The organism is Psychrobacter sp. I-STPA10 (assembly GCF_021012795.1).
In the GTDB taxonomy this organism is placed as follows: Bacteria; Pseudomonadota; Gammaproteobacteria; order Pseudomonadales; family Moraxellaceae; genus Psychrobacter.
The window spans coordinates 129,824-142,685 of sequence record NZ_VFYU01000018.1 but is presented as its reverse complement, the minus strand read 5'-3'; the positions used below and the strand labels follow the sequence as shown (position 1 = coordinate 142,685).

The window sequence follows — 12,862 nt, the reverse complement described above, 5'->3', positions numbered from 1 at the left end:
CATTAATATAGCAATATAAATATATGTCGCTAAAAACAAAAGAGCTTTGCTTTGTAAAGTAACCAGCAACTAGTAATCATCAAATATACAAATGGCATGCTGGCAAAACTATGATTTGCCGATTTATACCTCTATTGTATTTTCAACCACTGTCTCTTTGGTAACTCGTAATACTTCTTCTAATGTGGTCTTACCTGCCAATACTTTATTGAGTCCATCAGCACGGATTGACGGTGTTTTTTGCCTTGCATAGGCTTCCATCTCATGCTCAGCAGTATTACCATGAATTAACTGACGCAGGTGATCATCGACAGGCACGACTTCATAGATTGCCGTTCTGCCCTTAAATCCTGATTGATTACATTTGTCACAGCCCACAGGTTTTGGCAGCTTAACAGTTGCATTGACATCAATGCCCACCTCAGAAAATAATTGCGCCTGCACCGCATCTGCACCTTGCCAAGTATGGCAATGGGGACACAAAGTACGTACCAAACGCTGTGCTACCACGCCAATCAATGAAGATGATAACAAAAATGGCTCAACCCCCATGTCTTGCAGACGAGTGACAGCACCAATGGCGGTATTGGTGTGCAAAGTGGATAACACCAAATGCCCCGTTAATGAGGCTTGTACTGCTATTTCTGCTGTTTCCAAGTCTCGAATCTCCCCCACCATCACCACATCTGGATCTTGACGTAGCATGGCACGTAAACTACGTGCAAAGGTCATATCAACTTTATTATTGACTTGAGTTTGCCCAATACCATCAAGCTGAAATTCAATCGGATCTTCTGCGGTCAGGATATTACGAGTTTGATCGTTTAAGTCAGTCAGGGCGGCATACAAGGTGGTGGTTTTACCCGATCCCGTTGGCCCTGTTACTAAGATAATGCCATGGGGGCGATGAATCAGATGTTTTAGTTGTTGGTAATCCTTATCCGATAAACCCAGATAGGTCATATTCAGTCTGCCTGCCTGTTTATCGAGTAGACGCATTACCACCCGTTCACCAAAGTTTGATGGCAGTGTAGAAACACGCACATCCACTTCCCGCCCTGCCAAACGTAAGCTAATACGACCATCTTGCGGCACACGTTTTTCGGCAATGTCTAGTTTTGCCATAACTTTAATACGTGAAACCAGTAAGGGAGAGAGTTGGCGTTTTGGACTGACGATCTCTTTGAGCTCACCATCCACCCGAAAGCGTACTACTAAACGTTTTTCAAAGGTCTCAATATGAATATCAGACGCATTTAATCGAATCGCTTCGGATAATAGTGCATTGATAAGACGAATAATCGGAGCATCATCTTGTTGATCCATCAAGTCTTCGGTTTCGGGCACACTGTCTGCTAAGCTCACCAAGTCAGGATGGTCTTCAAGCCCTGCGGCAATGTGTTGCGACTCTCCAGTATTACCTGCATAAGCGGCTGACAGATGTTTTTCAAACTCCTCTGCATCAATACGCTGATACTCAGGGGTTTGTGTCTGTCCTTGAGTCATCGCATAGCGAATGGCCTCATTAATTGCGCTAGGTGGGGTTTGTTCAGTCAAAATAAGACTAGGCGGCATACTGCTATCAACAGATGGCAATAATAAAATTTGATGACGTTTTGCAAAGCTATAAGGTAAAAAAGACATGGTGAGCACGCATTATTAAGTATTAAGTGTGAGTGATATCAATTATTCAGCAAAATCCTGCTGAGTGAGAACTGGGTTTAATATACTATACTCCCTGCTTGGTTGTGCTGTTTATTCGCATAATTTGTTCCATCTTTTTTTAATCTAAAGGCCCAAAGTGAAACTGACAGAAATAGTTGTGCTCAATTCATAATACTTACTGCCGTGGCAGGTACAGATTTGCTATAATCTACGTTTGTCCTCCTAACTAAATACTAAATAAAGTTAATCGGATCACACCCTATGCCAGAAGAAAATAAAAACATCACACCTGATTTATGTCTTAATGACAGTTTAACCATAGGCAGTCGCACGTTTGAATCCCGTTTGCTTGTGGGTACGGGTAAATATAAAGATTTGCAACAAACCAAGCAAGCCATTGTTGCCTCTGCTGCACAAATTGTCACTGTTGCCATTCGCCGTACTAATATCGGTCAAAATGCGGATGAGCCTAACCTATTAGATGTCATCTCACCCAAGCATTATACCATTTTGCCCAATACAGCTGGCTGCTTTGATGCTGACAGTGCTGTACGTACGTGTCAGTTGGCACGTGAGCTGTTAGATGGGCATAACTTGGTCAAACTTGAAGTGCTTGGTAATAAAGACAATCTTTATCCCAATGTCACTGCCACCCTACAAGCGGCACAAACGCTCATTGCTGATGGTTTTGAGGTCATGGTATATACCTCAGATGATCCTATTGTTGCCAAAGAACTAGAAGACATGGGCTGTGTTGCCATTATGCCACTCGGTAGTTTGATTGGCTCGGGACTAGGGTTACTAAATCGCCATACCCTAAGCTTAATTATTGAAAATGCCAACGTACCTGTATTGGTCGATGCGGGTGTGGGTACTGCCTCAGATGCTGCGATTGCGATGGAGCTTGGTTGTGACGGTGTACTTATGAACTCTGCCATCGCCTATGCACGTGATCCTGTGATGATGGCAACAGCGATGAAACATGCCATTTGGGCAGGACGAGAAGCGTATTTGGCAGGACGCATGCCAATGCGTAAAATGGCAACGGCCAGCTCGCCACAAACGGGTTACTTTTTCCAATAAGTTTAGCGTCCATTAAACACTTTAGACAATACTTAAGTATTGTCTAAAGCGCTGGGCTATTATTAATCAACATTATTTTACTGCCCTTGTTACTATCTTCAAGCTTCAAGTCAAAACGCTGTGATTGAGATTTTGACTCAATGTCATACTGAGGGGATACAGGGAGGTACTGTTTTATCTTAAGGATACTCCATGCGCTTACTTAGTGCTGTTGATCAGTTATTTTTGATTTTAGAGACTCGCAGCCAACCAATGCACGTCGGTGGCTTATTTTTATTTGAACTGCCAGAAAATGCAAGCAAAGACTTTGTATATCAACTGGTCAAGCAAATGCGCCACTCACAGGTCAACCCCACTTTTCCTTTTAATCAAGTATTAGATAAGTTAGCTTTTTGGAAAACAGACAGTGACTTTGATGTGGATCATCATTTTCGCCATTTAGCCCTACCCAAACCTGCCCGTATTCGTGAGTTACTGGTATATCTATCTCAAGAGCATGGCCGCCTGCTAGATCGAGCCAAACCCTTATGGGAATGTCATATTATTGAAGGCATCGAGCCTGAAGCTGAAGGACAACCTGAGCGATTTGCCCTCTACTTTAAAATTCATCACTCTTTGGTAGATGGCATCGCTGCCATGCGCTTAATTCAAAAATCTTTATCACAATCTCCCAATGAAGTCATGAGCTTGCCCGTTTGGTCACTGATGACACGACATCGTAATCAAGTCGATGCCCTACTGCCCATTAATAAACCCGTTACTCAAATCATCAAAGAGCAGTTAGGAACAATTGCGCCTGTCTCACGAGAGTTAAAGCGTAGTTTTGTGGAGCGTCATAAACCAGACTTTGTTACCACCACCCAAGCACCCAGTTGTATTTTAAATCAGCGCATATCCAGCTCAAGACGTATCGCTGCTGAATCTTATGAGTTAAAACGCTTTTTTCGGATTGCCAAAATTCTTAAAGTGAGTATGAATGATGCTGTTTTAGCCGTTTGCGCAGGGGCTTTGCGTCAATATCTGCTGTCCTTAGATGCACTACCCAAAAAACCCCTAATCGCTTTTGTCCCCATCTCATTACGTCAAGATGACAGCATTCATGGCAACCAAGTCTCTTTTATTTTAGCAAACTTAGGAACGCATCTGAGTGACCCTGTCACACGTCTAAAAACCATTCATCGTAGTATGAATGATGGCAAACGCCGTTTTGGTCGCATGAATCAAGCTCAGGTAATTAACTACAGTGGCATTGTCTACGCATGGGAAGGGCTTAATTTACTCACACGAGCCCTACCAAAAAAACAAGCATTCAACCTTATTATCTCTAATGTTCCAGGCTCTAAAAAACGATTGTACTGGAATGGTGCACCATTAAAAGCATTATACCCAGCCTCTATCGTCCTCAACGGGCAAGCCATGAATATTACTTTATCCAGCTATCTGAATAAAATCGAGTTTGGTATTACAGCTTGTAGTAAAGTGTTGCCTGATGTACAAAACATACTCAAACTACTGGCAAATGAATTGAGTATTTTAGAAAAAATTGCCGATGAAATACAAATGGGGGCACGAGAACAATAAGTTATATAAAAAATATTGTATACAGAATTGTATCAGTATAAAAAGTTGCATAAAAAAATCGCTGTCATTTAATGGCAGCGATTTTAATTTTACAGGTTGCTCACTCATATCATAACTGTGTTTGATTGTATGATATTGTGCTGATCACCTCTGGTAGCAATAGCACCATCAACCAGCTTACTCGTCAGCACCTTTTTTCTTATTGCGACCAGCAAACGCACCAAAACGTTTGTTGAAGCTAGCAACACGACCTTCGTTAGAAGTTTTACGCTGCTCGCCAGTATAAAAAGGATGTGAAGCACTTGAGATATCAAGTGGATAGTAAGGATATTCTTTACCTTCATACTCACGAGTGGCCTTGGTCGCTACAGTCGAGCGAGTCAAAAAATACACGTCAGCATTGGTGTCATGGAATAAAACTTCTTGGTACTCAGGGTGGATATCTTTACGCATAATTACTACTCTCTATGTCCGATATGCAACCACTATTAGATAGCCATTGCACGTAACTAGGGCACTAAGGGCATGACAACCATCAGCCATCATATCACTGGCTTATTCCAGCATATAACACCAACAATCTGCGAGCTTAGCCTTCCCTAGCGGGAAAATTAAACAGCGATTTTAACGACTTTTTATGCCAGATGCAAGTTTGTCATTGCCAGTACCACCAGATTTAAGACAGCACCATAAATATCCTGCTCGATGCATAGCTAACAGTCAACATGAATATTAACATTGTAGTTAATAATTGAATATAGATAATAATGGTAAGCAATGGTTACAAATTTTACTGACTATCAGCGGTGAACTATCCGATAATAATACCCACCATAGTCAAAGAGTAGTAAAACAGATATTAAGGCGACCCAATCTAAACAACAAATAGTGCTGTTAGTATGGTTGTACAGTAAACGAGGACAACATCGTAGCTGTTTGATAGCTCTTTGTCTATAGCATCTTAATCCACCTGAGTAAGCATTAATGACTAGGCAAACAAAACTTCATGTTGGCATTATCGGTGGCGGCATTGCTGGAGCTACCATTGCCATACGCTTAGCCGCTTTAGGCATTCAAACTACCGTATTTGAACGTACAGAGTCACTGGTAAATGGCCCTCCTATGTGCCATCTACATGCAGGTGGTAACTTATACCGAGAAATTCCTGATAGCGATTGTGTGTCACTGCTCAAACAAGCCATTGAGATGATACGTTTATATCCTAGCAGCATCGATGTACGCCCGACACTGATCGCCATACCCAAACATGATCATGGCAGCCCACTTGATTTACTGCCAAGGTTGCAGTTATTAACGGCCACCTATGCTCAGCTCATCAAGCAAGATAACAATAACAAAGTACTGGGCGAGGTAGACAATTATTTTCAGACCTTTGAGCGCACGGAACTTGAAGCACTTGCCCGCCTACCAAAAGTAGATAAACCTTGCTGTACGCAACAATGGATGATTGCAGCCGCCAAATTGCTTGATTTAGACCAACTCAAATATCCAGTGATTGCTGTACAAGAATATGGTTGGAATATTTTTCGACTCGCGGCTTGTACGCAGTTGGCATTGGCACAGTATCCAAATGCCCAGATACTCACCAATACGCAGGTAACGCAGGTCACACCATGCTATGGCGATACGCTTCAATGGACACTAGAGTATCTAACCACTACAACGCACATAGATTCTCCTCCGCCCAATACTAAGCAAGCAGCAGTGCAGCCACAAACACAATCAATCACGGTCGATTATCTGATTAATGCGTGTGGCTTTCGTACGGGACAGATAGATGATATGGTCGGTATCAGTGCTGAACGTATGCTAGAGTTTAAAGCCTCTTATGTGGCACATTGGCAACAAAATGCTAGTGAATACAATGGCGTATTGCCAGAAATTATCATTCATGGCGTTCGCGGTACAGCGCAAGCTATGGCGCAGTTAACACCCTATCCTAACGGCTACTATCAAATACATGCCATGAGCAAAGACATTACTTTATTTGCTGATGGACTGGTAAAAACAGAAAGTAGCAGCGCGCAGCCTCAACTAAACCCTGTCTATCTAAAATATATTAACGATGGCTGGCATACAAAAATATTGCAGCAACGCAGTCAAAAAGCCATCGACTATGTCAGTCAGTTTGTCCCTGCTTTTGCCAATGCCATACCAACTAGAAATGCGCTCTATGGCGCACAACAAATTCCAGGGCAAGATGATAGTTTGAGAGTTGCCGATGTGAGCCTATATCGTGAGCAGCACTATGCACGTGCTGAAAATGTCAAAGCTTCATCAGCACTGTTTGCTGCTGATGAAGTGGTGCAGGAACTATTGGCAATGGGATTCATTTGTGCTGATACCTTTGATGATACCTTACGGCAACATCATCAATGGCAATATTTACAGCAAGCCAGCATACAAGACATTGAGCAACTTGCCACAACACTGAGTATACAACGGCAATTCCCACCTGCCATGGCAAAAGTCAATAATGCTGTCCACTTAACTGATGAAACAATTTAATTAATTTATATTTTATCCGTATCAACGCTTTGCTCTATAGTGACCACCGCAGATAAGACATCAATGGCTGCTTGAATGTCATTACATACAATTAAGCGAGTCAAATCCTCAGCTCTCATAAATCCTTGCTCAGCAGTAAACTTCAAATGTTCAATTAAGCGGTCATAATAGCCATTAATATTTAAGATAATCATCGGCTTTTCATGTTGATATAACTGCCGCCAAGTGGCAATTTCCATAATCTCTTCTAATGTACCCAGTCCACCGGGCAAAGTAATAAATGCATCGGCATATTCTGCCATAATGGCTTTGCGTGTATGCATGGTATCGGTCAAATGTAAAAATGTCAGATTACTATGCGCAATTTCATGATCGAGCATAAATGTTGGGATAACTCCCACCGCTTGTGCACCCCCTGCAATCACACTGTCTGCAACCGCACCCATCAACCCAATACTAGCACCTCCATAAACCAAACCCAGTCCATTTTTTGCCAGCGCACTTCCCAACTCTTTTGCTGCTTGCTCATATACGCCATCTTTACCAAGTCTTGAACCACAATACACAGCAACCAACGGTTGATGTAGTTGATCTTTTTTTACCGCCGCACTCACATTGTCCACGTCTTTATTAATAATGACATTATCATCTAATTGATTGCTTGTTGTCTCATTACTCATTTTTATGTCCCATGTTTACTTAAATTGTATGAATAGTGAACCATCATAGCATACCCTGTAAGCTCAATTCACAGTGAATGTATAAGATATCCCGTATCCAGCCAGTATCAGGATGTGACTAGGTATTTTATGATACAGCTGTTAACTTAACTATTGGCACGTTTATTTTTAACCCAATATTTCACCAATTGATTCAGTTGGTTACGCACAAAAGGTTTGGTGCAATAATCTTGCATACCTGCTTCAAGATATTTATCACGCTCACCTTGCATCGCATTGGCTGTCAGCGCAATAATAGGTGGCAAATCGATAGACATTGCTTGTAGTTTTTTGGTTGCCTCTATACCATCCATAATCGGCATGTGATGATCCATCAGCACCACATCAAAATCATAATCAGGATTACTCAGTAAATTGACTGCATCTTGTCCATTAGAAACATACGTCACATGGTAGCCTCCTTTTTCTAAGGATTTTTTAGCCACCAAAGCACTGACCGTATCATCTTCAACCAACAATACTTCACCACTACATTGCACGCCCTTATTATCATCATTATCAGCAGGTGGTTGGGTTAAGGATGCATTTAATGACTCCTCAAACTGAGCTAAAGTAGCCATACTTGCTAGTGTATCTGCATCTCTCATATCTTCATGATAATCATTAAAATATATCTTTTTATGATCCTCTTCTTGAATAAACGATAGTGGCAAAAAGATACTAAATACGGTGCCTTCTCCTATCTTACTATCTGCTCTAATTATGCCATGCATGCAATCAATAAACTTCTTACATACTGATAGACCCAACCCTGTACCACCATAAATACGATAGGTTGATTTTTTGGCTTGATTATAAGCATCAAAAATATCTTCTAAGCTGTCTGTTTCAATACCAATACCATTGTCTATCACCTGAATACATACTGTCATATCTTGAGGGATAGATTTGGTTGTGATGGTGTCTGCCAGATGAGTGATATTTTTAATCCCTGACTTATCAGTCGCACCATAATAATGGCTATCTAACAAATTATAATTTTTATGGCTACATGCCAAAACACGTAATGTTACCTCACCGCCTTCAGCAGTAAATTTCACTGCATTACTCACCAAGTTAGACAGTATTTGCTTGAGTCTAACAGGATCACCAATGGCATAATCAGATAAGCCATCATCATAAGCGATATTTAATGAGATATTTTTTTGCTGCGCACGTGAGCGAAATAATATACCCACTTCTTGAATTAACTGATGCAAATTAAGTGGGATGGTATCCATGGTAATTTGTCCAGACTCTACCTTAGACAAATCTAAAATATCATTCACAATTGCCATAAGATGCTGTGTTGCTATCTGCATGTTATCAACATACTGCTTTTGCTCATGATCTAGTTTTGTCTCTTGCAGCAAGTCGACCATACCCATGATGCCATTCATCGGTGTACGAATCTCATGACTCATATTGGCAAGAAATTCTGATTTTTTGTGATTCTCTCGCTGTGCAATAAACTGATTTTTTCTCAGCGTCAGCGCATCTGCTGCCATACTCGCAAATTGAGCTAACTGTTGCTGCTGCTTTTTATTGAATGTGTCATGTGGCACGATATCCAGCAAACATAAAGTACCCAAGCGATAACTTTGCCCATTTTTTTCTTTGACAATAATCGGTGCACCGGCATAAAAGCGCACATAAGGTGGCTCAGTAACCACCGGATAATCAGCAAAACGCTCATCTTGAGTCAAATCTTTGACCACCAATATATCATCCGAGAGAATGGTATAATTACAAATGGCACTACTACGTGGTACTGAACATAAATCTCCCACACCAACAGGAGATTTCAAAAACTGCTTATGCGCATCTAAAAAATTAATCGTCACAATAGGTACTTCAAAAAAGAATTGTACCAACTCATTAATCCGCCGAAATGCAGGCTCTTTTTCATGATTTAACACATGATACTCTTGCAGTTTTTTTATACGATAGGCATCGTCTTTTGCAACTGGATAGGTAAGAACCTGTGACACTTGTGACACGCTGATGACTCCTTGACTGAAGTATAAATATGCAGGTAATTGAGCCTTTTTTGACTACTACTAACAAACATAAGATTTTTACTGCATATAGACATAGTCAATTCAAGACAAAACTGGCACAAAGCAACCTTCCTTTACAGTCCTTGTTTTTACTTTAATAATAAAAACAGTGATATCTGCCTTCGGCTTGCTGATAACAGTATGGTTTTGAATCGACCATAGATAACTAACTATAGGGTCTGTTGAACTTTCACCCCGTCAGGCTAATACCCTTAAGAAATAAAGCTATTTTTTACTTTCATGTAAAAATTGGCTAAATTTGCCTTACTCTGCGTTAATGAACTGGTTAATATCCCGATATTACCGGCGTTCATTGCCTTGACTAAGGAAAATTTATCTCAATTTTTCCTATGAAGATGAATGTTCAACAGACCCTAGTTAAATATTTATAATAATGCTAAGGCTTCGCTCACCATAACCATAGCAACAGTTGCCGTAACAGCAACGGCTGACCCATAACCACCACAATGAAGTCCACCTTGCTGTTTACTTGATTGTCCACTTGGCTGCTCACAAGTGGCTCCCATTGCTGCCGATTTAGTCGTAATCGGTGGCTGAGTGGAATACACACACTTAATACCAAATTTTTCTTTCATTTGGGTATTTATATTTTTTTCATGGCGTAATTTACTACGTAACCTTGCTAATAAAGGGTCTTGGTAACTGTCCTTTAAATCACTGACCGTCACTTGCAGCGGATCTGTTTTACCCCCTGCCCCACCAGCACAGATGAGTTTAAGCTTATTAAAGCGGCAATGCATTGCTATTGCCAGTTTTGCAGCCATATCATCGGTACAATCAAGCACGACAATAGATTGCTTTGTTTGTTTTGCCTGCTTTGCTTGATCACGACTGGGCAACAATACATCCACATTATTTTCGGTTAGAAAATCATCGATCAAATGCACAGTAACGCAAGGATTTATTTGTTGTATACGCTCTGCCATCACTTCAATCTTACTACGCCCAAATGTGCTATCTAAAGCAGGCAGTTGGCGATTGACATTAGAGGCAACCAACACATCCAAATCAATTAAGGTAATTTGCCCCACACCTGTACGCGCCAGACCTTCAGCAACCCATGTACCCACACCACCCACACCAATCACATAAACATGTGCCTGCGTAAACTTAGTAAATGCTACTTGTCCATATAACCGCTGTGTACCTGCAAAACGTCGCTGGTACTGTGAAGCAGAATCAGGTGGGTTAGACGCACTCTCAGATGGTAAGGCTGATTGAGATTGATGAATATTTGCGATGGATTGTTTAATAATGGTCATGGTTTATTCATAAGATTTATATATAGAAGTAACTTACATCATTAATAATTAACTTTATGGATATAAACATGCACAATACATGCCAAACCTAATTTAATTATCAATGATATCATATAGATATCGTATTTTTTTTATACTAATATATGAGTTAAGTAAGTAATATGGTTGGTAAAATTGTTATGGAAGGCAAAAATATAATGAGACAAACCAGTATATAAATCTAGCCTCATCATGTTAAGACTTACACCGTTTCATAGATTATTAGCGGCTAGTAATCATTGTTTTTTATCAATTGGTCTGGCTGTATGTCGTTCCAAAGTCCAAAGGCTCAATATAATTCCCAGCCGCTTTATTAAGATAAATATCATACTTTTACGTCAGTCCTACATGTCTTTGTATAAGATACCTCACTCTCAACTTCTGTGACTATACCGATTTTTCTAGGGTTAAAGTTATTCAAGCATTTTGGTATAAAATTTGACGCTAGTAAAATCAATAGATTAGAAAAACAAGTTGAGAGTGGAGTATAAGATAGAGATATAGCGACATAAAGGTAACGCTGCTTTGGATTACTACATGTTTTCAATTTGAATATTGCCAATGTGCCTGTAGTGCTGCACAGCTATTTTTCCATAGCTGCTGTGCTAAAGTTTGCCTATCCACAGCAAACATCTCACTTAATTGCGCAAAAACATAACACAAATTAGCAGGAACATTTGGGGGCTGTGTATCCATATTTGACTGATAACAATGATATGGCAACATATCTGGACAATCAGTTTCTAGCACCAAACAATCCAATCCATATTTCTCAACGGCACAGGTGATGGCTCGATGCAGTTTTTTGGCATTGGAATTGGTAATTTGTCCTGTAACGCCAAGCTTAAAGCCAAGCTCTACAAATGCTTTTGCTTCTTGTTCACCACCACTAAAACTGTGTGCAATTCCGCCAAGCTGATGTGCATCATAGCGATGTTGTTTGAGTATTTTAAGGCACTGTGCATGTGCCTTACGGATATGTAACAGTACAGGCAACTCATATTGCACAGCCAAATCTAGCTGTGCAATAAAAAATTGACGCTGCTTTTTCACGGCGGCATCGGTTTTTAAATCATCTCGATATGTATCCATTCCTATCTCACCGATGGCAATAGGCTGATGCGTTTTCACAAACTCTGCTAATAATGATAAATCTGTCTGTTGATGTTCATGAATATAGGCAGGATGTAACCCAGCCGCCACATAGACATGTGGAATAGGCAAGTTTAGATTATCTGCCGCAGCGACGGATAACGCTGCCTTTGTCTTTTGCATACGCATAAAATGACGCTGCACATAACCTACTAATACAAGATGTCGTACGCCACTTTGCCATGCCTGTGCTGCCAAAGTCACTCTATCGTTGGCAAATACAGGCATATCAAAATGGGTATGCGTATCTATTATAGGAAGATGTGAAGATGAATCTATAAAAGTAGGGCTTGAAGAAGAGGCTGAATTAGTAGAAGCAACCATTATCTGCTCGACTGGTTAGAAAAAATCTGTGTCCATTCTGCTTCATCATAGCCACATAACAATAACTCTTTACCCTGAAAAACACCCTCAACAATCGGACGCTTAATCATACTGCTATTTTCTACCAAAAGTTGCATAGCAAAATCCTTATCATCATCTGCTTGCTGTTTTTGTTCATCGCTCAGTTTACGCCATGTTGTACCACGTTTGTTTAATACCTTATCAATGCCCAGTTGCTCACACCAATGGCGTACTTTTTCTATGGTGATAGCCTGCTTTTTATAATCATAAAACTCATAGTCAACGTCTAACTCATCAAGTTTCGTCAATGCTTTTTTTATCGTACTACACGATTTAATACCATAAATGGTTATGCTCATAGAATCTCCTATTAAAAAAACTTTCACTAATCATAATTACTATCAAT

10 protein-coding genes are annotated in these 12,862 nt (G+C 40.4%); 3 read left to right on the top strand and 7 right to left on the bottom strand.

The window, feature by feature from the left end; all coding sequences use genetic code 11:
- Positions 1–123 precede the first annotated feature (123 nt).
- Positions 124–1,644: a type II secretion system ATPase GspE gene (gene gspE, locus FHK89_RS09425; RefSeq protein WP_230659370.1), complete on the bottom strand. Its 1,521-nt coding sequence runs from the start codon at positions 1,642–1,644 to the stop codon at positions 124–126.
- Between the two features lie 282 nt (positions 1,645–1,926).
- Between gspE and FHK89_RS09420 the strand changes: the two genes are divergently transcribed.
- The gene (locus FHK89_RS09420) at positions 1,927–2,748 is read left to right on the top strand and encodes a thiazole synthase (protein ID WP_230659368.1); all 822 of its coding nucleotides are present in this window, start codon (positions 1,927–1,929) and stop codon (positions 2,746–2,748) included.
- A gap of 192 nt (positions 2,749–2,940) precedes the next feature.
- Positions 2,941–4,329 (top strand): WS/DGAT/MGAT family O-acyltransferase, encoded by a 1,389-nt coding sequence (locus FHK89_RS09415; RefSeq protein ID WP_230659367.1) that lies wholly within the window; start codon positions 2,941–2,943, stop codon positions 4,327–4,329.
- A 177-nt stretch (positions 4,330–4,506) separates the two neighbouring features.
- Here the strand turns inward: FHK89_RS09415 and FHK89_RS09410 are convergent, their stop codons facing one another.
- Complete coding sequence (locus FHK89_RS09410; protein WP_230659365.1) at positions 4,507–4,782, bottom strand: type B 50S ribosomal protein L31; 276 nt, start codon at positions 4,780–4,782, stop codon at positions 4,507–4,509.
- Between the two features lie 531 nt (positions 4,783–5,313).
- Between FHK89_RS09410 and FHK89_RS09405 the strand changes: the two genes are divergently transcribed.
- The gene (locus FHK89_RS09405; RefSeq protein WP_230659363.1) at positions 5,314–6,858 is read left to right on the top strand and encodes an FAD-dependent oxidoreductase; all 1,545 of its coding nucleotides are present in this window, start codon (positions 5,314–5,316) and stop codon (positions 6,856–6,858) included.
- A gap of 5 nt (positions 6,859–6,863) precedes the next feature.
- Here FHK89_RS09405 and FHK89_RS09400 read toward each other — a convergent pair whose 3' ends face one another.
- The 5 genes from FHK89_RS09400 to FHK89_RS09380 form a co-directional block, all read right to left on the bottom strand.
- Positions 6,864–7,538 (bottom strand): TIGR00730 family Rossman fold protein, encoded by a 675-nt coding sequence (locus FHK89_RS09400; RefSeq protein ID WP_230659361.1) that lies wholly within the window; start codon positions 7,536–7,538, stop codon positions 6,864–6,866.
- 146 nt (positions 7,539–7,684) lie between these two features.
- Complete coding sequence (locus FHK89_RS09395; RefSeq protein ID WP_230659359.1) at positions 7,685–9,577, bottom strand: GAF domain-containing hybrid sensor histidine kinase/response regulator; 1,893 nt, start codon at positions 9,575–9,577, stop codon at positions 7,685–7,687.
- A gap of 446 nt (positions 9,578–10,023) precedes the next feature.
- Positions 10,024–10,920 (bottom strand): tRNA threonylcarbamoyladenosine dehydratase, encoded by an 897-nt coding sequence (locus tag FHK89_RS09390; protein ID WP_230659357.1) that lies wholly within the window; start codon positions 10,918–10,920, stop codon positions 10,024–10,026.
- Between the two features lie 582 nt (positions 10,921–11,502).
- Positions 11,503–12,435: a TatD family hydrolase gene (locus FHK89_RS09385; protein WP_268992953.1), complete on the bottom strand. Its 933-nt coding sequence runs from the start codon at positions 12,433–12,435 to the stop codon at positions 11,503–11,505.
- Positions 12,435–12,815 (bottom strand): Spx/MgsR family RNA polymerase-binding regulatory protein, encoded by a 381-nt coding sequence (locus FHK89_RS09380; RefSeq protein ID WP_230659356.1) that lies wholly within the window; start codon positions 12,813–12,815, stop codon positions 12,435–12,437. The genes FHK89_RS09385 and FHK89_RS09380 overlap by 1 nt, the downstream gene beginning before the upstream one ends.
- Positions 12,816–12,862: the final 47 nt, after the last annotated feature.

Coding starts and splice junctions, on each gene's coding strand:
- gspE (WP_230659370.1), bottom strand. CDS start 1,644: ATGTCTTTTTTACCTTATAGCTTTGCAAAACGTCATCAAATTTTATTA.
- FHK89_RS09420 (WP_230659368.1), top strand. CDS start 1,927: ATGCCAGAAGAAAATAAAAACATCACACCTGATTTATGTCTTAATGAC.
- FHK89_RS09415 (WP_230659367.1), top strand. CDS start 2,941: ATGCGCTTACTTAGTGCTGTTGATCAGTTATTTTTGATTTTAGAGACT.
- FHK89_RS09410 (WP_230659365.1), bottom strand. CDS start 4,782: ATGCGTAAAGATATCCACCCTGAGTACCAAGAAGTTTTATTCCATGAC.
- FHK89_RS09405 (WP_230659363.1), top strand. CDS start 5,314: ATGACTAGGCAAACAAAACTTCATGTTGGCATTATCGGTGGCGGCATT.
- FHK89_RS09400 (WP_230659361.1), bottom strand. CDS start 7,538: ATGAGTAATGAGACAACAAGCAATCAATTAGATGATAATGTCATTATT.
- FHK89_RS09390 (WP_230659357.1), bottom strand. CDS start 10,920: ATGACCATTATTAAACAATCCATCGCAAATATTCATCAATCTCAATCA.
- FHK89_RS09385 (WP_268992953.1), bottom strand. CDS start 12,435: ATGGTTGCTTCTACTAATTCAGCCTCTTCTTCAAGCCCTACTTTTATA.
- FHK89_RS09380 (WP_230659356.1), bottom strand. CDS start 12,815: ATGAGCATAACCATTTATGGTATTAAATCGTGTAGTACGATAAAAAAA.